21 protein-coding genes are annotated in these 22,831 nt (G+C 68.9%); 5 read left to right on the top strand and 16 right to left on the bottom strand.

Features of this window, described 5'->3' with window-relative positions; all coding sequences use genetic code 11:
- Positions 1-4 precede the first annotated feature (4 nt).
- Positions 5-1,009 carry a DUF2865 domain-containing protein gene (locus F6X51_RS09305; protein ID WP_150962963.1) on the bottom strand — a complete coding sequence of 335 codons (1,005 nt, stop codon included), beginning with the start codon at positions 1,007-1,009 and terminating at the stop codon, positions 5-7.
- A gap of 207 nt (positions 1,010-1,216) precedes the next feature.
- On the opposite strand from F6X51_RS09305, the gene F6X51_RS09300 reads away from it, so the two are divergent.
- A complete protein-coding gene (locus F6X51_RS09300) occupies positions 1,217-1,726 on the top strand; it encodes a CreA family protein (protein WP_246696720.1) in 510 nt (169 codons plus the stop codon).
- A 43-nt stretch (positions 1,727-1,769) separates the two neighbouring features.
- On the opposite strand, the gene F6X51_RS09295 is transcribed toward F6X51_RS09300, so the two are convergent.
- Positions 1,770-2,120 (bottom strand): hypothetical protein, encoded by a 351-nt coding sequence (locus tag F6X51_RS09295; RefSeq protein WP_150962961.1) that lies wholly within the window; start codon positions 2,118-2,120, stop codon positions 1,770-1,772.
- Positions 2,121-2,350: 230 nt separating this feature from the next.
- Between F6X51_RS09295 and cysS the strand changes: the two genes are divergently transcribed.
- Complete coding sequence (gene cysS, locus F6X51_RS09290) at positions 2,351-3,733, top strand: cysteine--tRNA ligase (protein WP_150962960.1); 1,383 nt, start codon at positions 2,351-2,353, stop codon at positions 3,731-3,733.
- 70 nt (positions 3,734-3,803) lie between these two features.
- Here the strand turns inward: cysS and F6X51_RS09285 are convergent, their stop codons facing one another.
- The 8 genes from F6X51_RS09285 to F6X51_RS09250 all read right to left on the bottom strand — a co-directional run bounded on the left by F6X51_RS09285 (position 3,804) and on the right by F6X51_RS09250 (position 12,286).
- On the bottom strand, positions 3,804-5,186 hold the full coding sequence (locus tag F6X51_RS09285) for a class II 3-deoxy-7-phosphoheptulonate synthase (protein WP_150962959.1): 1,383 nt from the start codon (positions 5,184-5,186) through the stop codon (positions 3,804-3,806).
- 218 nt (positions 5,187-5,404) lie between these two features.
- Complete coding sequence (locus tag F6X51_RS09280; RefSeq protein ID WP_150962958.1) at positions 5,405-7,096, bottom strand: methyl-accepting chemotaxis protein; 1,692 nt, start codon at positions 7,094-7,096, stop codon at positions 5,405-5,407.
- A gap of 213 nt (positions 7,097-7,309) precedes the next feature.
- Positions 7,310-7,609 carry an RNA polymerase sigma factor region1.1 domain-containing protein gene (locus tag F6X51_RS09275; RefSeq protein WP_150962957.1) on the bottom strand — a complete coding sequence of 100 codons (300 nt, stop codon included), beginning with the start codon at positions 7,607-7,609 and terminating at the stop codon, positions 7,310-7,312.
- Positions 7,610-7,666: 57 nt separating this feature from the next.
- A complete protein-coding gene (gor, locus tag F6X51_RS09270) occupies positions 7,667-9,052 on the bottom strand; it encodes a glutathione-disulfide reductase (protein ID WP_150962956.1) in 1,386 nt (461 codons plus the stop codon).
- Positions 9,049-10,203, bottom strand: coding sequence for an O-antigen ligase family protein (locus F6X51_RS09265; protein WP_150963214.1), 1,155 nt, complete (start codon positions 10,201-10,203; stop codon positions 9,049-9,051). The genes gor and F6X51_RS09265 overlap by 4 nt, the downstream gene beginning before the upstream one ends.
- Before the next feature lie 94 nt (positions 10,204-10,297).
- The gene (locus F6X51_RS09260; RefSeq protein ID WP_150962955.1) at positions 10,298-10,849 is read right to left on the bottom strand and encodes a DUF2059 domain-containing protein; all 552 of its coding nucleotides are present in this window, start codon (positions 10,847-10,849) and stop codon (positions 10,298-10,300) included.
- Between the two features lie 124 nt (positions 10,850-10,973).
- The gene (rpiA, locus tag F6X51_RS09255) at positions 10,974-11,684 is read right to left on the bottom strand and encodes a ribose-5-phosphate isomerase RpiA (RefSeq protein WP_150962954.1); all 711 of its coding nucleotides are present in this window, start codon (positions 11,682-11,684) and stop codon (positions 10,974-10,976) included.
- Between the two features lie 146 nt (positions 11,685-11,830).
- On the bottom strand, positions 11,831-12,286 hold the full coding sequence (locus tag F6X51_RS09250) for a hypothetical protein (RefSeq protein ID WP_150962953.1): 456 nt from the start codon (positions 12,284-12,286) through the stop codon (positions 11,831-11,833).
- A gap of 249 nt (positions 12,287-12,535) precedes the next feature.
- On the opposite strand from F6X51_RS09250, the gene F6X51_RS09245 reads away from it, so the two are divergent.
- The gene (locus tag F6X51_RS09245) at positions 12,536-13,234 is read left to right on the top strand and encodes an HAD family hydrolase (RefSeq protein WP_150962952.1); all 699 of its coding nucleotides are present in this window, start codon (positions 12,536-12,538) and stop codon (positions 13,232-13,234) included.
- 16 nt (positions 13,235-13,250) lie between these two features.
- Here F6X51_RS09245 and F6X51_RS09240 read toward each other — a convergent pair whose 3' ends face one another.
- The 5 genes from F6X51_RS09240 to F6X51_RS09220 form a co-directional block, all read right to left on the bottom strand.
- Positions 13,251-16,478 carry an efflux RND transporter permease subunit gene (locus F6X51_RS09240; RefSeq protein ID WP_150962951.1) on the bottom strand — a complete coding sequence of 1,076 codons (3,228 nt, stop codon included), beginning with the start codon at positions 16,476-16,478 and terminating at the stop codon, positions 13,251-13,253.
- 148 nt (positions 16,479-16,626) lie between these two features.
- On the bottom strand, positions 16,627-17,061 hold the full coding sequence (locus tag F6X51_RS09235; protein ID WP_150962950.1) for a tellurite resistance TerB family protein: 435 nt from the start codon (positions 17,059-17,061) through the stop codon (positions 16,627-16,629).
- A 69-nt stretch (positions 17,062-17,130) separates the two neighbouring features.
- Positions 17,131-17,283 (bottom strand): DUF3606 domain-containing protein, encoded by a 153-nt coding sequence (locus tag F6X51_RS09230; protein WP_246696733.1) that lies wholly within the window; start codon positions 17,281-17,283, stop codon positions 17,131-17,133.
- Between the two features lie 165 nt (positions 17,284-17,448).
- Positions 17,449-17,673, bottom strand: coding sequence for a YbdD/YjiX family protein (locus F6X51_RS09225; protein WP_150962949.1), 225 nt, complete (start codon positions 17,671-17,673; stop codon positions 17,449-17,451).
- 5 nt (positions 17,674-17,678) lie between these two features.
- Positions 17,679-19,736: a carbon starvation CstA family protein gene (locus tag F6X51_RS09220; RefSeq protein ID WP_150962948.1), complete on the bottom strand. Its 2,058-nt coding sequence runs from the start codon at positions 19,734-19,736 to the stop codon at positions 17,679-17,681.
- Positions 19,737-19,951: 215 nt separating this feature from the next.
- Between F6X51_RS09220 and F6X51_RS09215 the strand changes: the two genes are divergently transcribed.
- Positions 19,952-20,818, top strand: a complete 867-nt coding sequence (locus F6X51_RS09215) for an NAD(P)-dependent oxidoreductase (protein WP_150962947.1) — start codon at positions 19,952-19,954, stop codon at positions 20,816-20,818.
- Here the strand turns inward: F6X51_RS09215 and miaA are convergent.
- A complete protein-coding gene (gene miaA / locus F6X51_RS09210) occupies positions 20,796-21,803 on the bottom strand; it encodes a tRNA (adenosine(37)-N6)-dimethylallyltransferase MiaA (protein ID WP_150962946.1) in 1,008 nt (335 codons plus the stop codon). The two genes, F6X51_RS09215 and miaA, sit on opposite strands and share 23 nt — an antisense overlap.
- On the opposite strand from miaA, the gene serB reads away from it, so the two are divergent.
- Positions 21,757-22,659 carry a phosphoserine phosphatase SerB gene (serB, locus tag F6X51_RS09205; protein WP_150962945.1) on the top strand — a complete coding sequence of 301 codons (903 nt, stop codon included), beginning with the start codon at positions 21,757-21,759 and terminating at the stop codon, positions 22,657-22,659. The genes miaA and serB overlap by 47 nt on opposite strands.
- Positions 22,660-22,831 lie beyond the last annotated feature (172 nt).

Below are 22,831 nucleotides of genomic sequence, written 5' to 3'. Positions count from 1 at the left end.
CGCGTCAGGGCGTGGCGGTGACGGGGCCCGGGACGGCCAGGAGCTTCGGCACCGCGATCACGTTCGGGGCGATGACGCGGATCGGCGCGCGCTCGTCCTTGGCCGTCGCCACCGCGGCGTCGGGCACGAGGGGGGCCGCCTCGCCGGCGCGTCCGGCCGCGTCCGCCGCGAGGCCGGCGGCGGTCTTGTCGGCGCGCCCGACGAGGGTCAGGCGGACCTTCGGGCGCGACAGGGCCTCGGCCTGCATCGGCGTGACGAAGATGTCGCCCTTGTGCCGCACCAGCATGCTCTCGGCCTTGACCAGGGACTGGGCCCAGCTCTGGCCCTCGCGCTTGCACGAGCAGTTCGGCACGAAGGCCTTCTGGAACTTGAAGGCGTTGGCGAGGGAGGCGTAGGCGCGGCTGCCCTTGACGGTGGCGGCGTGCTTGAGCGCGTCGTCGCCCCGAGGCATCGAGTAGGCCGCGGCCTCGGCACCGGGGCAGAGCGCCTGGCACAGCTCGTTCGCGCCCTCGCGCCCGTCCGGCAGGTTGTTCATCGGGAAGTAGGCGCCGTCGCAGGTGCGCACGCAGATCACCTGCGAGCCGCCGCGGGCGTAGAGGTCGGACGCGGCGTCGGCTCCGCGCGGCTGGTCGGCGCAGGCGCTCGCCACGGCGGCCTGGAGCTGGCGCCGCCGCGCGGCCGCGACCTCGCCGTTCTCGGGCCCGTAGCCGGCGTTGAGGGCGCGGATGCGCTGCTCGACGGCGCCGCATTGCGGGGGCCGCGTGTCGAAGAACAGGAACTTGCCGCCCTCGCAGTTGAGGGTGCGGAAATAGGCTTCGAGCCGGGCGATCTCGCTCTGGAGCGCGCGGGCGACGCTCGCCCCGTCGCTCACATTGGCGAGCTCGGCGCGGTAGCGCTGGCAGGCGCCGGAGGTCTGCGCCGCGGCCGCGCCGATGCCCGCCACGGCGACGCAGAGGGCGGCGGCGAGCACCCGGACGAGCTGACGTGTCTGCGAACGGATCAGCGGCATGACTCTCGTGGCAACGGGTCTGAAGCTTGGCGGTTCCAGTGCCGGGCCGAACGGTCCGGAAGGTGACGGAGCTTAACTTTTTTAAACCCCCTCGCTCCCCGGCGACAGCCCCCCTACATGCCCGACAGCGCACTTGCGGGGAATGGTCGGATGATGTGGCTTCGGGGTCTCACAGGCGGCACGGCGGCCGCCAGGACGGCGCGCAGGATGGCGGCGGCCGGAGCCATGGCGGTCGGCCTGATGGCGGCCGGGCTCTGCGTCCCGGCCTCGGCGCAGGAGCCGGACCGCATCTTCGACAAGTCGACGGTGTGGCGCCCGCTGACGCCCAACGACAAGCTGGTGGTCTACGGCATCGACGACCCGATCGTCGGCGGCGTGGCCTGCCACTACACCCAGCCCGAGAAGGGCGGCATCAAGGGCACCCTCGGCCTCGCCGAGGACGTCTCGGACATCTCCCTCGCCTGCCGGCAGGTCGGCCCGGTGCAGTTCAAGGGCAAGTTCGGCCAGGGCGAGGTCGTGTTCAGCGAGCGGCGCTCGCTGATCTTCAAGTCGATGCAGATCGTGCGCGGCTGCGACGCCAAGCGCAACACGCTGATCTACATGGTCTATTCGGACAGGGTGATCCAGGGCTCGCCCAAGAACTCGACCTCGACGGTGCCGCTGATGCCCTGGGGCACCGAGGCGCCGCCGAAATGCGCCGACTTCCTCAAGGGCTGAGGCTGCGGAACGGATCCGTCGCGGCGCGCCGGCCGCGGCGGGCTCAGTCCCGGCAGGTGATGCGGATCGGGCGCTCGTCGAGCTTCGGTGCCGGCGCGGCCTCGATCGCGCCGGTGTACTCGTCGGCCGCCGCGATGCCGTAGGAGCCGGCGGCCGCGAAGCCCTGCGCCTCGCACCAGGCGTTGGCGACGACCTGGCCGCACTCGCTCTTGCCGTCGCTGAGGCAGTCGCCGACGCCGTAGCCCTCGCTCGAGGGGATCAGGAAGGTCTTCTCGACATGGGCCGGGGCCGGCGACGGGGTCTCGCCGTCCGGGCCGGCGATCGCCGTGTGCGCGAGCGACGCGATGAGGGCAGCGCTGAACAGGGCGCCGAGGCCGAGAGCCGAGCGTCGCATGAAAGATTCCTCGTCACTGGGAAGTCCGGTTGGACCGAAGTTCCGACGGGTGGGTAAACAAAGGCTTTAGGCGTCGGTCCGCATTTGCCGGAGGCGCCGGGGCGTTCGCCCGTCGACGTTCTCGAAATGCTCACCGTTTTGGGTTAGCGCAGGTCAGCCGCCGGAGCCGTCGCCTCCGCGCAACACGGCCGGGAGACCCGTCGGCGGCCCCAGGGACGAGAGTTGGTTTCATGGCCCCGTTGTTGCGGCTCTACAACACGCTGACCCGCGAGAAGGCGCCCTTCGCGCCGATCGATTCGTCGAACGTGCGCATGTATGCCTGCGGCCCGACCGTCTACGACGCGGCCCATATCGGCAACGCGCGGCCGATCATCGTCTTCGACCTGCTGTTCCGGCTCTTGCGCCACCTCTACGGGGCGGAGCACGTCACCTACGCGCGCAACGTCACGGACGTGGACGACAAGATCAACGCGCGGGCGGCCGAGCGCGGCATCTCGATCCGCGAACTCACCGACGGCACCCTCGCGGCCTTCCACGCGGATATCCGGGCGCTCGGCGTGCTGATGCCCGAGGAGGTCAACGTCGCGGGCGCGCGCCCGCGCTTCGTCGAGCCCCGGGCCACCGACCACATCCGCGAGATGGTCGGCCTGATCGAGGGCCTGGTCGCCGCCGGCCACGCCTACGTGGCGGAGGGGCACGTCCTGTTCGACGTGCCCTCGATGCCCGATTACGGCGCCCTCTCGAAGCGGCCCCTCGACGAGATGGAGGCCGGCGCCCGGGTCGAGGTCGCGCCCTACAAGCGCTCGCCCCTCGATTTCGTGCTGTGGAAGCCCTCGAAGCCCGGCGAGCCCGCCTGGCCCTCCCCCGCCGGCATCGCGGCGCCCGGGCGCCCCGGCTGGCACATCGAGTGCTCGGCGATGTCGTGGAAGCATCTCGGCGAGACCTTCGACATCCACGCGGGCGGCATCGACCTGATCTTCCCCCACCACGAGAACGAGGTGGCCCAGTCGCGCTGCTGCTTCGGCACGCCGGTGATGGCCCATGTCTGGCTGCACAACGGCTTCCTGCAGGTCGAGGGCGAGAAGATGTCGAAGTCCCTCGGCAACTTCGTCACCATCCGGGAGGTGCTGAAGGACTGGCCGGGAGAGGTGGCGCGCCTCGCGATGCTGCGCACGCATTACCGGCAGCCGATCGACTGGACCCTGCGCAGCCTGGAGGAGGCGAGCCGGACCCTCGACCGCTGGTCCGCGATCGCCGGCGACGTCCCGGCCGGCGCCCCGGTGCCCGAGGCGGTGCTCGGGCCGCTCCTCGACGACCTCAACACCGCGGCGGCGCTGGCCGAGCTGCACCGGCTCGACGATCCGGCCGCGCTGAAGGCGGGTGCGGGGCTGTTCGGCCTCTTGGCGCGGACGCGCTCGGAGCGCGAGGCGGCGACCGTCGCGGCCTCGGGCGTCGATGTCGGGCGGATCGAGGCGCTGATCGCGGCGCGCCGCGAGGCCAGGGCCGCCCGCAACTGGGCCGAATCCGACCGGGTCCGCGACGCGCTCGCCGGGATGGGCGTGACCCTCAAGGACAACAAGGACGGGACCACGACCTGGAGCGTCGCCGGCTAGGGCGCCAGGCCGGGCGCCGTCCGCGCGGGCGTCCTCCCGGGACGGGTGATGCCCGTCCCGGACATGCCGGTCACTCCGCGGCGTCGAGGCGCGGGCGCTCGATCTCGGCCTGCTCGCGCTTGACGAGCTCGGCCGTGAGGAAGGCCACCTCCAGCGCCTGCTCCGCGTTGAGGCGGGGGTCGCAATAGGTGTGGTAGCGGTCCTGCAGGTCGTCGGCGGTGAGCGCCCGGGCGCCGCCGGTGCACTCGGTGACGTCCTTGCCGGTCATCTCGAGGTGCAGGCCGCCCGCGACCGAGCCCTCCGACCGGTGGATGTCGAAGAAGCTCCCGATCTCCTGCATCACCCGCTCGAAGGGCCGGGTCTTGTAGCGGCCCGCCGCGATGGTGTTGCCGTGCATCGGGTCGCAGGCCCAGACCACGTTGCGGCCCTCCCGCTCGACGGTGCGGATCAGGTTCGGCAGGTGGTCGCCGACCTTGTCCGCGCCGAAGCGGCAGATCAGGGTGAGGCGGCCGGCCTCGTCCTCGGGGTTGAGGGCGTCGATCAGGCGGATCAGCCCCTCCCCGGTCATCGAGGGCCCGCATTTGAGGCCGATCGGGTTCCTGATGCCCCGGGCGTACTCGATATGCGCGTGGTCGGGCTGGCGCGTGCGGTCGCCCACCCAGAGCATGTGCCCGGAGGTGGCGTACCAGTCGCCGCTCGTCGAATCGACGCGGGTCAGCGCCTCCTCGTAGCCGAGCAGCAGCGCCTCGTGGCTGGTGTAGAAGTCGGTGGTGCGGACCTCCTGGTGCGTCTCGGGATTGATCCCGATGGCGCGCATGAAGTTCAGCGCCTCCGTCATCCGCTCGGCGCAATCGGCGTAGCGCGAGGATTGCGGCGAATCCTTCACGAAGCCCAGCATCCAGCGATGCGAGTTCTCGAGATTCGCGTAGCCGCCCTGCGCGAAGGCGCGCAGCAGGTTCAGGGTCGCGGCCGATTGCCGGTAGGCCTCGAGCTGGCGGCGCGGATCGGGCAGCCGGGCCTCGTCCGTGAAGGTCAGCCCGTTGACGATGTCGCCGCGGTAGCTCGGCAGGGAGACCCCGTCCAGCGTCTCGGTGGGCGAGGAGCGGGGCTTGGCGAACTGGCCCGCGATGCGGCCGACCTTCACCACGGGCGAGCCGCCCGCGAAGGTGAGGACCAGCGCCATCTGCAGGAAGACGCGGAAGAAATCCCGGATGTTGTCGGCGGAGTGCTCGTCGAAGCTCTCGGCGCAATCGCCGCCCTGAAGGAGGAACGCCTCGCCCGCCGCGACCTTGGCGAGGCTCTTCTTCAGCTTGCGCGCCTCACCGGCAAAAACCAGGGGCGGAAACGAGGCGAGCTGCGACTCGACCGCTTCGAGGGCGGCGGCGTCCGGATACTGGGGAACCTGCTGGATCGGCAGGTTTCGCCATGTCTTCGGTGTCCAGCGCTCGCCCATCGTCAACTCCCGTGCACCTCTCGGTGGATCTCGCGCGCGGGACAGGCCCCGCGCGGAAAGCCGGGCTTATAGGAGGGTTTGTGCGCCGATGCGAGGCTTTATCCGCGCATCACCCGTGTGCGGGCGGCCCCTTGCGAAGTCCCGGCGCGTGCCGGTTCGGCCAAGGGGCCGCCGAGGGGCCGCCGAGGGATCGCGCATCCGGGGCCGAGCCGGGCGCCTCAGGCGGCCCGGACCGTGGCGAGGAAGCGCCCGACCTCGTCGCCGAGATGCTCCGACTGGCGCGACAGCTCGGAGGCGGAGGTGAGCACCTGGGAGGCCGCCGCGCCCGTCTCCTCGGCGGCGCGGGCGACACCCGAGACGTTGCTCGTCACCTCGGTGGTCCCGGCCGCGGCCTGGGCCACGTTGCGGACGATCTCCTGGGTCGCCGCACCCTGCTCCTCCACCGCCGCGGCGATCGAGGTCGCCACCCCGTTGATCTCGCGGATGCGGCCGGAGATCGACTCGATGGCCGAGACCGCCCGTCCGGTCACCGCCTGGATCTCCGAGATCTGGTCGGAGATCTCCCGGGTCGCCCGGTCGGTCTGCGAGGCGAGCTCCTTCACCTCCGTGGCGACCACCGCGAAGCCGCGCCCCGCCTCGCCGGCGCGGGCCGCCTCGATGGTGGCGTTCAGCGCCAGGAGGTTCGTCTGGCCCGCGATGTTGGCGATCATCGCCACCACCGCGCCGACCTTGCTGGCCGAGTCGCTGAGGGCGTTGACGAGGAGGGCGGATTCGTCCGCCTCGCCGACGGCGACCTGGGCGAGGTCCGCCGATCCGCCGGCCCGGCGGCCGATCTCGTCGACCGAGCCGCCGAGCTCCTCGGCCGCCGCCGCCACCGCGGCGACGTTCGCGGCCGCCTGCTCCGCCGCCGCCGCCACCGTGGTGGATTGGGCCGCGGTCTCGGTGGCGGTCGCCGTCAGGGTCTGGGCGGTCGCCTGAAGCTCGGTCGCCGAGGCGGAGACCGAGCCGACGATGCCGCCCACCGCCGTCTCGAACCGGTCGGCAAGCTCGATCATGGTGCGGCGGCGCTCGTCCGCGGCGGCGGCGTCCGAGATCCGGGCGATCTCCGCCTGCTCGGCGGCCTTCTGCGCCACCATGGACTTGATGCCCTCGACCGCACGGCCCACGGCCCCGATCTCGTCGCCGCGCGAGACTTCGCGGATCTCGGCCGTGGCGTCGCCCCGCGCCATCCGCTCCAGGGCCGTCACGAGGCTCCCGATCGGCCGGGTGATGCCGAAAGCCGCGATCAGGATCGCGCCGAGGAAGCCGGCGGCGACGCCGAAGGCGCTGAGCAGGATCAGGTTGAGGCGAGCCTGGTTCGTCTGGACCGTGAGGTCGTCCGAGCCCCGCTTGATCGCGTCCGAGATCGCCTCCGACAGGGTGATCGAGCTGTTCGTCAGGGCGTCGAAGGCGGGATCGATCGCGCGGTGGACGAGCTCGACCGCCTGATCGTTGCGGTTCTCGAGCGCGAGCGCCCGGACCGCGCTGGCGTCCCGGATGAAGACCTCGATCTTGGCGCTGACCGCGTCGATCTGGGGCACGAAGGCGGGAACCAGCTGCCGCACATCGGCAAGGAGCGCCCGAAGCTTCGGCACGGCCGCCTCGAAGCGCCGCTCGGCGGCCTGCATCTGCGTCGGTTCCGTCTCCGCGATGGCCCGGAAGATCGCGTAGTTCATCTCGAAGATGTAGCGGTTCATCCGCCGCGTGTCGGCGGCGGCCTTGGCGTCGCGTTCGAGGAATACCGAATAGGCGTCGTCGATCGCCGTCATCCGGGCCTGCGCGTAGAACACGCAGCCGGCGATGACCACCCCGACCAGGGCGATCACCGAGACGATCTTCTTCGTGATACTGATGCGTGCCAGCAAGGCCATTGAACTTCTCCCAAAGCCCGGGCAGTTCAAGTCGTTTGTGATTAAAATTCGGTAAAGCGGGCGTCTACCGGGAAAAGTTCCGGGCTTTTTCGCGAGAAGCCCGGTCATTCCTCAGACGAACGCGTGATCAATCCCGTCGCAGGTCCGCGAATACAAATCTAAAATTGTACATTACGGAAAAACAACCGCAGATGACCGGCATCGCGAGCCCGCTCAGCCGGCCTCGCCGTCCTCGACCTCGATCCCGTGCTCGGCCAGGATCCAGAAGATGGCCTCGAGGTCCTCCGCCGAGACGTCGCGGGGCGGAAGAGCCTCCTCGAGGTCCTCGTAGGTGAGGCAGCGGCTGCGCTGCGCCTCGGCCTTGGCGAGAAGCTCGTCGATGGCGCGGCGGATGTCGGCCGCGAGGGCGTCGTGGCTCGGCAGGCGGTAGCTGTAGGCCGGACGCAGGGCGTCGGCCAGCATCCCGTCGATGATCGCCTGCCGCTTCGCGTGCGCGTCGTTTCGCTTGCCCATAAGTCTGATATGGCTCGGCGACGGCCGCCGTCGAGGCCCTTTTCCCCGGCGCCGGGATCAACCCACCGCGACCGGATGCTTCGTCACGGCGGGCACCCGCATGGTGACGAGCTCCTCGCTGGCGGTCGGGTGGACCGCGATGGTGCGGTCGAAATCCGCCTTCGTGGCGCCCATCGTCACGGCGATCCCAACCGCCTGGATGATCTCGCCGGCATCGTGGCCGACGATGTGGACGCCCACCACCTTGTCGCTCGCGCAATCGACCAAGACCTTCATCAGGACGCGCTCCTCGCGCCCCGACAGGCTCGCCTTCATCGGGCGGAAGCTCGCCTTGAAGACCTCGATCCGGCCGAAGACCGCGCGGGCCACGTCCTCGTTGTGGCCGACGACGCCGATCTCGGGGGTCGAGAACACCGCGGTCGGGATCAGCCGGTGGTCGACGCAGGACGGCCTGTTGCCGAACACCGTGTCGGCGAAGGCGTGGCCCTCCCGGATCGCGATCGGCGTCAGGTTCGCCCGGTTCGTCACGTCGCCGACCGCGTAGATCGAGGGCACCACCGTGCGCGAGGTGGCGTCGACCGGGATCGCCCCGACGGCGTCCGTCTCGATGCCGACCCGGTCGAGGCCGAGCCCCGCCACGTTCGGGCGCCGCCCGGTCGCCACCAGCACCTGGTCGACGACGATCTCCGAGCCGTCGTCGAGGCGGGCCGCGATGCCGCCGTCGCGCCGCTCCAGGCTGTTGACGGTGCGGCCGAGGCGCAGGTCCATGCGCCGGGCGTAGGCCTCGCCGAGCGCGTCGCGCACCTCGTCGTCGAAGCCGCGCAGCAGCCGCTCGCCCCGGTGCAGCAGGGTGGTGCGGCTGCCGAGCGCCGCGAAGACGCCCGCGAACTCCACCGCGATGTAGCCGCCGCCGACCACCAGGATGCGCTCGGGCAGCGCGTCGAGCTCGAACACCTCGTTCGACGTGATGGCGTGCTCCGCCCCCGGGATCGCCGGCTCCTTCACCGGCGAGGCCCCGACCGCGACGAGGATGACCCGGGCGCGGACGCGCTCTCCCGTCCCCGCGAGGCGCACCGTGTGGGCGTCCTCGATCACCGCCCGCTGGGGCAGGATCTCGACGCCCGCCCGCATCAGGTTGGTGTCGTAGATGCCCTCGAGCCGCGCCACCTCGGCGTCGCGCCGGCGCTTCAGCACCGACCAGTCGAAGCGGGGCGCCGCCACGTCCCAGCCGAAGCCCGCCGCGTCCTCGAACTCGTCGGCGAAGCGGCCGGCATAGACCATGAGCTTCTTCGGCACGCAGCCCCGGATCACGCAGGTGCCCCCGACCCGGTACTCCTCCGCGAGCTTGACCCGCGCCCCGTAGCCCGCCGCGATCCGCGCGGCCCGCACGCCGCCCGAACCGCCCCCGATGACGAACAGATCGACGTCGTAGACTTCGTTCATGAATTGTTCCGTTCAGAATACACGCGCTGCGGGAGGAAGCCCTCGCGCAGCCAGGAGATGGCGACCCCGAGCCCGGCCGTCCACCAGGCCTGCCAGGCCCCGTGCTCGACGAAGGCCACGGCGGCGGCGGCGGCAACCAGGGCGAGCGCGGTGGCGCGCGGCCCCGCCGGAATCCCGGCCAGGGCCCGGAGCGTCAGCATCAGGACGGCGCTTGCGAGAACCGCGCCGACGATGCCGAGCTCAACCCAGACTTGCAGAAAGCTGTTATGCGGATGGCCGACCGCCAGGATCGTGCGCATCTCCGGCTCGATCGCCAGCGCCGCCGGCACCTCGGCGAAGCGCGCCGAGACCCCGTAGCCCGCGCCCCGCCAGGGATCGGCCGCGACCGCGGCGCCGAAGCTCCGGGCGATGGCGACCCGCGCCCGGGACGAGGACTGGACCAGCCGCTCATGCGCCGCCTCGGGCATCACCCGGGCCAGGAAGTCGCCCTCGATCGGGGCGAGGGCCACCGCGAGGCCGAGGCCGAGCCCGGCGAAGGCGAGGCTCCAGCGCGCCGGCAGGAGGCGCGCGAGGCCGAACATCAGGATGCCGGCAAGGAGCCCCAGCGCGGCGGCGCCGCTCACCGAGCGGAGGATGCCGGCCGCCGAGAAAGCCAGCACGATCAAGGCGATGAGCCGCTGCCCGCGGCGCCAGAGCACCAACGCCACGGGCCCGGCGGCAAGGAGGATCGTCAGCGCGGGGCGGTTGAAGACGAAGTCGGCGACCCGCTGCCCGAGGGCCCGCTGCAGCGGCAGGCCGGCCCCGAGGCCGACGATGATCGCGAGGGCCGCGAGCACCAGGGCGCCGGCCGCGAGGGGCGCCGCGAAGCCCGGGAGGCGCCCCGGCGCGAGGCGCGCCAGGACGTAGGCGGCCGCGAGCGTCGGCAGGAACTCGCTGGCGCTGCGCCAGCCGGTCGCGGGGAACGGCGTCCAGGCGAAGGAGAGGCCGCACCAGGCCAGGAAGGCGAGGGCCGAAAGGCCGAGCGGCGTGCGCAGCGGCTCCCGCAGCGCCGCCCCGGTCGCCGCGCGGTCCTGCGCCAGGGCTGCCAGCAGGAACAGCAGCGCCGCGACCCCGATCAGGATCGGGCTCGACCGGTTCGCCAGCGCCATCACAACCGGCACGAGTGCCAGCGTCGCCGCTCCGGCCGCCGACAGGCGCTCCGGCAGGGTCACGGTGCGGGACACACGCCCTCCGGGCGCTCCGCCGCTACTGCATCTGGTGGCCGCGCTTGCCCATCTCGGCCCGGACCCGGACCATCACGTATTCCGAGACGTCCTGCGTCCAGGTCTGCATCGCCTGGACCATCTCGTCGAGCACCTGCGGTTGCGTCTCGACGTAGCGCTTGCCCGCGGGCGAGCGGAAGAAGGTGGCGATCTCCTGCAACTCACCCTCCGTCAGCTTCGAGGCGTAGATGCGGGCTGCGGTGTCGATCATCCGCTGCTTCTGAAGCTCCAACTCGGGCTCGAGGGAGGTCAGGACCTCGCCGAGGTCCTTGGTCAGCTCGGGCCGCGTCACCGCCTGCTGGCGGATCTGATCGCCGAAGGCCGGGATGATCGAGTCGAAGGAGCGGGCGATGCCGGAATTCAACATCACCTCCCGGGCGAGGTTGAGGTGGTTCGGGGAGATCGTCGGGGCGGCCGGAATCGGCGCGGCCTTCGGGGCCGGCTTCTGGGCGGGGGGCTTGGTCTGCGCGCCGGCGACCTGCGGCAACGCGAGGAGGAGACCCGCCAGGGCGGCGGCGAGGAGGCGGCGGGACATGGCGAGGTGCTCCGAGGAAACGAAGGGGACAGGGTTCACCGCGGTGCCGCGAGGGGCGGCGCGCCGGGGGCGTGAGGCATGGGCGGGCGGTTCGAGGCGGCGCCCTTCTGGCGGCTTACCGTCATCAGAGCGTGCCGAGGACCGTGATCTCGGCCGCGCCGCCGATGTCGGCGGCGAGGATCGCCGCCGAGGCGATGCCGAGGAACAGGCCGTGCTCGACCACGCCCGGCACAGCCCAGAGCGCGCGGGAGAGCGCCTCGGGATCGGGAATCCGGTTCAGATGGGCGTCGAGGATCCGGTGGCCGCCATCGGTGACGAGGGGCGCGCCCTCCGGGGTCAGGCGCAGCACCACCCTGCCGGCACAACCGGCGCTTGCAAGCGCGGCCTCCACTCCCAGTTGTGTGGCGCGGAGGCCGAAGGGGTTCACCTCGATCGGCAGCGGAAAGGCGCCGAGGGTCTCGACCCGCTTCGCCGCGTCCGCGATCACCACCATGCGGCGGCTCGCGCAGGCGACGATCTTCTCCCGCAGGAGCGCGGCGCCGCCGCCCTTGATTAGCCGAAGCTCGTCGTCGACCTCATCGGCCCCGTCGATGGTGAGGTCGAGGACCGGCTCCGCCTCCAGCGTCGCGAGCCGGATGCCGGCCCGGGCGGCGGCGGCGTGGGTCGCCTCGGAGGTCGGAACGCCGACGATGTCGAGGCCGTCGCGCACGCGCCCCCCGAGCAGCTCCACGAAGGCGTTGGCGGTCGACCCCGTGCCGATGCCGAGGCGCATCCCCGGCTCGACGAGCTCGAGCGCCCGCGCGGCGGCGGCGCGGCGCAGATCGGGTCCGCTCATCGGCGGATTCCGGTGCGGACGGATCCGGTCAGGGGGAGGACGGCTTGGCACATGACGATGGCGGCCCGGCTACTCGTCGACATTTCGGGGCTGGCCCTAGCACGGCTGCGCCTCCGGGTGGAAGGCGATGAACCGCGCAAGCGCGATCAGGGCCGCCCGCCCTGCGGCGGCGTGGCGCTCGGACCCGCCCGGCCCGGGGCTGCGCCCGTCGCGGGCGCTTCGCCCGTCCCCGCCGTGGCCGGGTTCGCCTGCGGCGTGCAGACCACGACCTCCTCCTTCACCTGCACATAGCAGATGCTCATCTCGCCGGTCCGGTAATTGACCCGGAACACACCCGCCTCGCGTGTATGGCGGGAGGCGACCAATCCGTATTCGGAGGGCGCCTGGACCCCGGCCCCCTCCCCCGCGCCGAAACACAGCGTCTGGCCGATGCCGCCCCCCTCGCGCAGCCCGTACTGGCACGAGGTGACCTCGCCCGTGACCTTGTCGACGCGGTAGACCCGGTTCAGATCCACCTGGGGCGCCGGCACGAAGTCGTAGGAGCCCGCGAGGGCGGGAGCGGTCGCCAGGAGGCCGGCGAGGATCGGGAGAACGGTTCGCATGTCAGGTCTCTGGCGCGGAGAATGCAACCTGTCCGTCAGGTTTCGGGCGAGTCTGGGGCACGGCTCGGCTTGATCGCAGGAACGCCTGTCTTTAGCCAGATTGCCGATCGAGAAAGCGCTTGCGCGCGGCCCGGACCGGCTGCGCAACCGGGATCCGCGCAGCTCTCTGCGCACCGCACGGCGATCTCTGCTAGGGATCGGCCCAGCGCATCCGCCGCCTGACCATCACCGCTCCACCGAAGGACCGACATGCCCAACCTGCCGCCCATCGCCGTCTTCGACCTGGATGGCACGCTGGCCGAGACCGCCGGCGACCTCATCGGGACCCTGAACGTGCTCCTGCGGCGGGAGAAGCTGCCACCCGTGTCCGTGGAGGATGCCCGGGACTTGATCGGGGCCGGCGCGAAGGCCTTGATCCAACGCGGGTTCTCGGCTGCCGGCGAACCCCTTTCGACGGAAGGGCTGGAGCGCCTGTTCGGGGAGTTCCTGGCGCATTACGGCGAGCACCTGTGCGACCACACCTACCTCTACGAGGGGGTGCTCGACGCCCTCGACGCCCTCGAGGGCGACGGATTCCTGCTCGCCGTCTGCACGAACAAGAACGAGGCGCACGCCGTCGCGCTCCTCGACAAGCTCGGGATCGCCGGACGCTTCGCGGCGATCTGCGGGCGCGCCACCTTCCCGTTCTCCAAGCCGGATCCGCGCCACATCACGCTTACGATCGACCGCGCGAAGGGCGATCCCGGCCGCGCCGTCATGGTGGGCGATTCCCGCGCCGATATCGACGCCGCGAAGGCTGCGGGCATCCCGGTCGTCGGCGTGACCTTCGGCTACACGGATACGCCCGTGGAGCAGCTCGGCCCGGACCGGGTGATCGCGCATTTCGATGAGCTCGTCGGTGCCGTCGAGGCCCTGGTGCCCCGCGAGCGGGCCCGCGCGGCCTCGTGAGCGCGCGGGCGACCGCTCAGGCGTAATCCTCCAGCGGCTTGACCTCGCCGCGCCGCAGAAGCGTGTAGAGGAAGGGCACGAAGAGCAGCGTCGAGGGTGTCCCGAAGGCGATGCCGCCCATCACGGCGCGGGCCAGGGCGGCGTTCTGCTCCCCGCCCTCGCCCGTCCCCAGCGCCATGGGGATGAGACCGAGGAACATGGCGCCCGCCGTCATCAGGACGGGCCGCAGGCGGGTCTCGCCCGCGAGCAGCGCCGCCTCCACGGCGCTGCATCCGGTCGCCTCCCGGTGCTCCTTCGCGAAGGTGACGAGCAGGATGGAATTGGCGGAGGCGATGCCCACCGACATGATTGCGCCGAAGAGGGACGGGATCGAGAAGGTGGTTCCGGTCACGAAGAGGCTGGCGATGATCCCGCAGAAGGCGAGGGGCAGCGCCGCCAGCACGACGAACGGGTCTCCCCAGCTCTGGTAGTTCACCGCCATGAGGAGGTAGACGGCGATCAGCGCGATGCTCAGGCCGACCCCCAGGCGGAAGAAGGCCGAATCCATGTTCTCGATCTGGCCCCGGATGGTGATCTTGTCCGGCGCGGGCAGAGCCTTCTGCTCGTCGGCCACGATGCTGCGGATCTCGCGGGCCACCGATCCGAGATCCGCATCCTGAACCGCCGCGTAGACGTTGAAGGTCGGTGTCGTGTTGACGTGGTTGATCACGGTCTGGGTGCCCTCCCGCCGGAGGCTCGAGACGCTCGAGAGCAGCGTCAGGACCCCCGGCTGATCGGAGGCGCCCTGTACGAGGAGCGGGGTGTTCTGCAGCGCCGTGAGCGACGCGTTCCGGTATTCCGGCGTCTGGACCCACAACTGGTACGGGATCCCCGTCTTGGGATCCGTCCAGAAGTTCGGAGTCACCTGGAAGGAGCCCGACAGCGACACGTTCAGGCCCTGCGCGACCTGCTGTTGCGTCAAGCCGAGTTCCGACGCCAGACGGCGGTCGACGTCGACGAAGAATTGCGGGGTTCCGACGATCTGATGCAGGTGGACGTCGACGGCGCCGCGCGTCTCCTTGAGGCGCCGGACGATGTTCTGGGCCGTCGCGAGATCCTTCTCGCTGTTGCGGCCGGAGATCTGGATGTCGATCTGCGCCAGCGTGCCGAAATTGAGAATCTGCGTGATGATGTCGGACGGCTGGAAATACGCGACCAGATCCGGGTAGCGCTCGCGCAGGACCTCGCGCAGCCGCTTGGTGTAGGCCGCGACCGACCCGTGCCCCTCCTTCAGGTTGATCAGCATCTGCCCGTCATTGTAGGCGACGAACGATCCGTCGGAGAATGCGAAGTTGTAGTTGTTCGACGGGAGGCCGATGTTGTCGAGGATCTGATCGATCTCGTTCTCCGGAATCACCTCGCGGACGGTGCTCTCGACATCCGCGAAGATCTGCTGCGCGGTCTCGATGCGCATTCCGGGCCGCGTGCGCAGGTGCAGCGTCATCTGGCTGGACGCAACCTGCGGGAAGTAATCCTGCCCCACCACCGTGAACAGGGCGGCGCTTCCGGCGAAGATCACGGCGACGAAGGCCAGGGTCGTGAAGCGGCGGCCGATGACGACGTGGAGCAGCCCGAGATAGCCGCGGTGGAAGCGCGTGAAGCGTGCCTCGAAGCCGTGCCGGAACCGGCCCGCGAGAGCGAAGACCGGGCGCCCGATGACGGCGAAGGCACGCGCGATACGGCCCTGGCGTGGCGTCTCGACCGCCTCGCCGTGGTGCTCGGCGTATTCCCGCGCCACGAGGACGTCGATCAGCACCGGGACGAGGGTTCTGGAGAGCAGGTAGGAGGTCAGCATCGCGAACACGACCGCGAGGGCCTGCGGCGTGAACAGGTATTTCGGCGTGTCGGTCAGGGCGAAGACCGAGACGAAGGCCGCACAGATCGAGAGGGTCGAGATCAGGGCCGGCTTCGCGATCCCCGCCGCGCCCTCGACCACGGATTTGCGGAATGGCTCGCCCTCCTCGAACAACCTGTAGGTGTTCTCGATTGCCACCGTCGCGTCGTCGACGAGGATGCCGACCGCGAGGGCGAGGCCACCAAGCGTCATGACGTTGATGGTCTCGCCGAGCGCGGCGAGAACCGACAGGGAGGTCAGGATCGACAAGGGGATCGAGATCAGCACCACGATCGTCGAGCGCCACGACCCGAGGAACAGCAGGATGGTCAGGCCCGTCAGGCCGGCGGCGATGATCGCCTCGTGAATCACGCCCTCGATCGCCGCCGAGACGAAGACGGATTGATCGAACAGCGGCTTGAGGGTCATCCCATCGGGGGCCGCGGCGCGGATGTCGGGCAGCGCCTTCTTGACGTTGTTGACCACGTCGAGGGTCGAGGCCGTGCCGTTCTTGAAGATGCGCATCAGGACGGATTCGAGGCCGTCGGCGCGCACGATGTTGACCTGGGGCGGTCCCCCGTCGCGGACGAAGGCCACGTCGCGCACGAGGACCGGCTGGCCGGCCACCACCTTGATGGGGATCTCGTTCAGCGACTCGATCGCCTCCGGAGTCGCGTTGAGACGGATCGGATATTGTTGCTCGCCGATCTTCGCGAGGCCGGACGGGACCGTCAGGTTCTGCGCCGTCATGGCGTTCGTGACGTCGAGGGGCGTCAGGCCCAGGGCCTGCAGCGCGTGCAGGTCGAGATCGACCATGATCTGGCGGGGCGAACCGCCGAAGGGCGACGGCAGGGTCGAGCCCGGCACCTGCACCAGGCGCTGGCGGATCCGGTACTGCGCGTAGTCGTAGACCTTGGTGAGGCTCTCCTTCGTCGAGGCCAGCGAGAGCTGGATCACCGGCACCGAGGAGGCCGAGAAGCGCAAGATGATCGGCGGCTGCACCCCTGGCGGCATGGTGGCGCGGATCGAGTTCGTCGACGAGACCACCTGGGCGATGGCGAGGTCGATGCTGACGCTCTGGTCGAAATAGATCTTCATGACCGACGTGCCCTGAAGGCTCGTCGATTCCATCCGGGTGATGTTGTTGACGTTGTTGGAGATTCCGTACTCGCTGTAGGTCGTGATCCGGCGCTCCATCTCGGGCGCCGACAGCCCGTTATAGGTCCAGACCACCACGACGACCGGGATATCGACGGTGGGCAGCACGTCCTTAGGCGCCATGATCACCGCCGCGGCGCCGCCAAGCATCATCAGCACGGCGAGCACGTAGACGGTGATGCGGAACTTCAGTGCGTACTGAACGAGGCCCATTGCGTCTCCGCGACGCCGCTGCGCGCGGCGATCACCACTCTGTCATCGGCCTCTGCACCGAGCGCGCCATTTGTTTCGGGAACGTGTCCGCTCGGTGGTACAACCAGCGATGTGTGGTCGCAGACGGGCTCGGCGCGTCGATCGGGCCTCAACCCAGGAGTGCAGCCTTGTCGACCTTGAGCGCCAGGGCGATCTCGTCCAGCACCTTGTGCTCGACCTCGCTGATGCCCCCGAAATCGGCAACGTCCGCGGCGATCAGGAACACATCCTGGCGTTGCGTCGCCGGCCGATCGGCGATGGCCGAGACCAAACGGATGTTCTCGATCCGCCCAGCCCGCGTCCTCGCCCGCGCAATCGCCTCGTACAGCGCCTGCTCGATATGGAGCGTGTCGTAGGATTTTTCCAGGATCGGGTTCGCGCGCATGCCGGTGATGGCGGACTCGATCTCCTCCTCATCGATTTCGCCGTCGGCGAGCGTCACGTTCGCTGCTGCGGAAACCGCCGCTTCGAGGAAGACGGCATCGCCCGCATAGGACATGATCGTGCGACCGAACCGTAGGATCGCGTCCTGAAAGATACTCATTCCGGCCTCCCGCTGCGCTGAGTGGCGAGATTGCGGCCCGAGAAGTCAAGCGCTCGATACGAGTGATCCTCAGACGATCGGCTCATGTCCGGGCCAATCCCGCCCGAGATGCGCCGCGACGGTCGCGGGATCGGCACCGACGGCTTCGACGGCCGCTTGAACCTGCTCGACCGGTACCATGAAACGCCGCGCCCAGTACGCGCGCTCCCAGGGCTCCGTCATATTCAAAACCGTCGGTTCCGGTGATGTGGTTTGATCATCCGCCATCGGCATTCCTCGACCTTCGAGCGCGCCGTCGGACCGCAATCCGCTCCTATGGCGACGGATCGTGAACGCCATGACCCGCCGATTCGTGCCGGGACGCCCGCATTTTCCGCGAGCCCTGCTTCAGCAGCAGCGGAAGCCATTGCGGTTTCCGACGCCGAACCGAGCGTTCTCTCGGTTCCGGAAGAACTCCCGCTCCGTCATCGGGGTCTGATCCGGGTGCGTCTTACGGACATGTGCCGCGTACACCTCGTAGTCGCCCTGCCCCACCATCAGGCGCGCGCCGTCGCAGACGCATTTCGAGAAGGATTTCCAGCGATCCCGAAGATCCTGCGACGACGCGGTCATGCCCATTACTCCGCCGGAACGGCTGCGGCATCCGTCTCCAGCGCCGTCCAGCGGTCGGCCCGGAAGGCACGAATGCAGGACAGGATGCCGAAGGCGGCGATGGCGACGACGAGGCCGATGAAGAGGGCCGCCAGCACGGCATCGATCCGATCGTTGAACACGATTTGGTTCATCTGATCGATGGTCTTGGCAGGGGCCAGGATCTTCCCCTCCGCGAGCGCCGTCGCGTAGCGATCGGCGTGAGACAGGAATCCGATGCGTGGATCGGCCGAGAAGATCTTCTGCCAACCGGCCGTGAGTGTGCAGATGCACAACCACAGCGTCGGGACGATCGTCACGAACGCGTAGCGCTCACGCTTCATCTTGAAGATCACGACCGTGCAGAGCGTCAGAGCGACGGCTGCGAGCATCTGGTTGGAAATGCCGAAGAGCGGCCAGAGGGTGTTGATGCCGCCCAGCGGGTCGGTGACGCCCTGGTAGAGGAAGTAGCCCCATGCCGACACGCAGAGCGCCGTGGCCAAGATGCTCGGCACCCAGGCCGTGGTCTGCTTGAAGGATGGGACGGCGAGGCCGATCAGATCCTGGATCATGAAGCGGCAGGCGCGGGTTCCGGCGTCCACGGCCGTGAGGATGAACAATGCCTCGAAGAGGATCGCGAAATGGTACCAGAACGCCATCATCGCCTTGCCGCCGATGGCGCTGGAGATGATGTGCGCCATTCCGACGGCGAGCGTCGGCGCGCCACCGGCCCGCGAGATGATCGTGGTCTCGCCGACATCCTTGGCGGCCTCGGCGATCGTCTCGGGGGTCACCATGAAGCCCAGATTGGTCACGGCCGCAGCCGCTGTCTCGGGCGTCGTCCCGACCAGGGCGGCCGGCGAGTTCATGGTGAAGTAGACGCCAGGATCGATGACGCAGGCGGACACGAGCGCCATGACGGCGACGAAACTCTCCATCAGCATGCCGCCGTACCCGATGAAGCGCGCATCAGCCTCGCTGGCGATGAGCTTCGGCGTCGTGCCGGAGGAGATCAGCGAGTGGAAGCCTGACACCGCGCCGCAGGCGATGGTGATGAACAGGAAGGGGAAGAGTTGGCCTGACCAGACCGGCCCGGTGCCATCGACGAACTTCGTTACTGCGGGCATTTTCATGTGCGGAGCCACGAAAGCGATGCCGAGGGCCAGACCGATGATCGTGCCGATCTTGAGGAACGTCGAGAGGTAGTCGCGCGGAGCGAGCAATAGCCAGACGGGCAGGATCGACGCGACGAAACCGTAGCCGATGAGCATCCAGCAGAGCTGCGTGCCGGTGTAGGTGAAAGCCGGCCCCCAGGTCGGATGATCGGCAACGCTTCCGCCGTAGATGATCGCGAGCATCAGCAAGATGAAGCCGATGATCGAGACCTCACCGATTTTCCCCGGGCGGATGTAACGGGAATAGACACCCATCAGCAACGCGATCGGGATCGTCGCCATGACGGTGAAGGTTCCCCATGGGCTGCCCGTGAGCGCCTTGACGACGATCAGCGCGAGGACTGCCAGCAAGATGATCATGATCAGGAAGGTCCCGATCAGGGCAATGATGCCGGGAATCGTCCCGAGCTCCGCGCGGATCAGCTCGCCCAGCGAACGACCGTCGCGGCGCATCGACACGTACAGGACGATGAAGTCCTGTACAGCGCCGGCGAAGACGACCCCCGCCAGGATCCAGAGGAGCCCGGGAAGGTAGCCCATCTGTGCGGCGAGCACGGGGCCGACCAACGGCCCGGCGCCGGCGATAGCCGCGAAATGGTGGCCGAACAGGACGCTCCGGTTGGTCGGAACGTAGTCCAAGCCATCGTTGTGGCGCACGGCCGGGGTGGGGCGCGTCGGATCGAGGCGCATCACCTTCTCGGCGATGAAGAGCGAGTAGTACCGATAGGCGATCAGGTAGACGCAGATTGCCGCGACGACGATCCAGAGGGCGTTCACCGCCTCGCCGCGCTCCGTGGCGACGATGGCCAAGGCTGCGGCGCCGAGCGCGCCTACGAGGGCCCATGGCCCATGCTTCCGTATCACTTCCATGGACGTCCACTCCGATGCCGGTTCTCGGGGCCGGCGGGCTAGCCTCCTTTTGTCAAAGATTTGCCTACGAGAAAATACGCCTGATCCGCATCTTCCCTACATCCGCCGGCAATGTGTCGCCCCTGTCGCGACGCGTCTCACGCCCCGACGCCGTTTGACGCCTCCGACGCGCGAACTTAGATCGCTCCCGACAGATCAAGGATGGGAGACGAGTTATGGCAAAGGTCGCGTTCCTGGGCCTCGGGGTGATGGGTGGTCCGATGGCGGGACATCTCGCGGCCAAGGGCCATGATGTCACGGTCTATAATCGCACCGGTGCGAAGGCTGAGGCGTGGGTCAAGGCGCATGGCGGCGCGCATGCGGCGACCCCGCGGGACGCGGCACGCGATGCCGAGATCGTGTTCGCCTGTGTCGGAAACGATGACGACCTGCGCAGCGTGACGCTCGGCGAGGACGGGGCGTTCGCGGGCATGCGGCCGGGTGCGATCTTCGTCGATCACACCACGGCCTCCGCCGAGGTGGCTCGGGAACTCGCGGAGGCAGCCGACGGTCAGGGCCTTGGCTTCATCGATGCGCCTGTCTCGGGCGGTCAGGCCGGTGCAGAGAACGGCGTCCTGACCGTGATGTGCGGCGGTGACGCCGCGACCTATGCGAAGGTTGAGGCGGCGATCAATTCCTACGCGCGGGCCTGCCGCCTGATGGGCCCAGCGGGCTCCGGACAGCTCACGAAGATGGTCAACCAGATCTGCATCGCGGGCCTTGTCCAGGCCCTCTCCGAGGGAGTCCACTTCGCCAAGCGCGCCGGTCTCGATGTCGAGGCCGTGCTTGATGTCATCTCCAAGGGTGCAGCTGGATCTTGGCAGATGGAGAATCGCGGGCGGACGATGAACGCGAACAAGTTCGATTTCGGCTTCGCGGTGGACTGGATGCGCAAGGATCTCGGGATCCTGCTCGACGAGGGCCGGCGCAACGGCGCCGCGCTGCCGATCACCGCGATCATCGACCAGTTCTACGCCGACGTTCAGGGAATGGGCGGACGGCGTTGGGATACCTCCAGCCTCATCGCACGTCTGGAGCGCTGAAGCCCAACGCAGCCGTCGCGGCTTCCGGCATCAGCCATTGCCAGCCTGGTCCCATCTGGTGCCGAAACCAGGTGAACTGGCGCTTGGCGTAGCGACGGGTGTCGGCCTGACCCCGGACGATCGCTTCCTCGAGGGTCATCGTACCTTCGAGATGTGCGATCAGCCCTGGAACGCCATGTGCCCGCATGATCGGCAGGAGCGGATCGAGGCGTCGGTCGCGCAGCGTCTCGACTTCCGCGAGTGCGCCGGCATGGATCATACGGCGAAAGCGCAGGTCGATCTGCTTCCGCAACTGGTCGCGATCAGGCGCCAGAAAAATCTTCTGCAGATCGAAATCGGCAAGCGGCCCGGGCGTGCGAGTTTGCTGGAAATCCGCGATGGGTCGGCCGGTCGCGATTTGAATTTCGAGCGCGCGCAGCACGCGAGCCCGGTCGCTCGGTCGTAGTTTCGCAGCACCCCCGGGATCGAGGCGGACAAGTTCCGCGTGAAGTGCTTGCGTTTTGAGGGGTTCCGCCCAGGTGCGGATGTTTCGCCGAACATGTTCCGGAACCGGCGGCATCTCCGATAAGCCTTCTTCAAGCGCACGGAAGTAGAGACCTGTGCCGCCGACGAAGATCGGGAAACATCCATCGAGCCGGGTTAGCAGATCTCGCACCTCTCGGGCGAAATGCCCAGCTGAATAGTTCAAGGCTCCATCGACATGCCCGTAAAGGCGGTGAGGCACGGCGTGCTCGTCGTCTGCGTCGGGCCTTGCCGTGAGCCGTCGCAAGTCGGCATAAACCTGCATCGAATCCGTGTTGATCACGACCCCGTCGTAACGGCGAGCCAACGCTGTCGCGAGAGCTGACTTGCCGGAGGCGGTCGGCCCTGCAATGAGAATGGCCGCCGAACGATCAGCGCACCTCGGTATCGACAGCGACAACGGCGGAACACTCCTGATGACCCTCGTCGCGACCCTGATAGCAAACGAGGCGAATCCCGCCATTACCGACGCGGTGCTGGCGGAGGCGCGCGCCGTGCTGGCAACCGAGCATCAACCGCGGATCCTCCACGGCGAGGTGGCCGCGGAGTTGCTCGTGCCGGGCGCACCGGAAGCGGCACCCGCATTGACGGAACGGCTCCGGCAAGCGCTCGCGGGCGAGAACATCGATGTGGCGGTGCTGCCCGGCGGACCGCATCGGCGCAAGCGCCTGTTCCTGGCCGACATGGACTCGACGATGATCGGCGAGGAGTGCATCGACGAGTTGGCAGATGTTGTTGGTCTGAAGCAACACGTTTCTGCCATCACCGAGCGGGCGATGCGCGGCGAGATCGCCTTCGAGCCGGCGCTGCGTGAACGCGTGGCGCTCCTGAAGGGCCTGTCCGTCGATGTGATCGAGGATCTGATCCGGAACCGATTGACCCTGACGCCCGGAGGAGCGGTCCTCGTCCGCACGATGCGCGCGCACGGTGTCTATACCTGCCTCGTCTCGGGAGGGTTTACGCTGTTCACCGGCCCGATCGGACAGCGCATCGGCTTCCATGAAGACCGATCCAATCGACTTGTGGTGGTCGATCAGCATTTGGCAGGAACGGTTGAGGAGCCGATCGTCGGCAAGGCCGCGAAGCGCGACACGCTGATCGAGCTTCGGACACGGCTCGGCGTCGAGGCGAGCGAAACCATCGCGGTGGGCGATGGTGCCAATGACCTCGCGATGCTCAGCGAAGCCGGCCTCGGCGTTGCCTACCACGCGAAGCCGGCCGTCGCGCAATCCGCGAAGGTCAGGATCGACCACGGCGACCTGACCGCACTTCTCTACCTTCAGGGCTATAGTGCAAGCGAGTTCGTCTCCGCGACCTGAGCCTCGGATTTCGCCGCGCGCCAACCCGCTGTTTCAGCGCTGAAGTGCCTCCACCTCCGATCCGAATGATGCCCCACTGCGCTCCGCATGCGGAAAAGGCCACTGAACCGGGAGGCTTCAGTGGCCTTCTCATATTCAGCGCAAAGATGGCGCCCGCGGCTCTATCCGAGCG

The organism is Methylobacterium planeticum (assembly GCF_008806345.1).
Classification (GTDB): domain Bacteria; phylum Pseudomonadota; class Alphaproteobacteria; order Rhizobiales; family Beijerinckiaceae; genus Methylobacterium; species Methylobacterium planeticum.
Note: the sequence above shows the minus strand (reverse complement) of the source record. Positions and strands in the feature narration are given on the sequence as shown.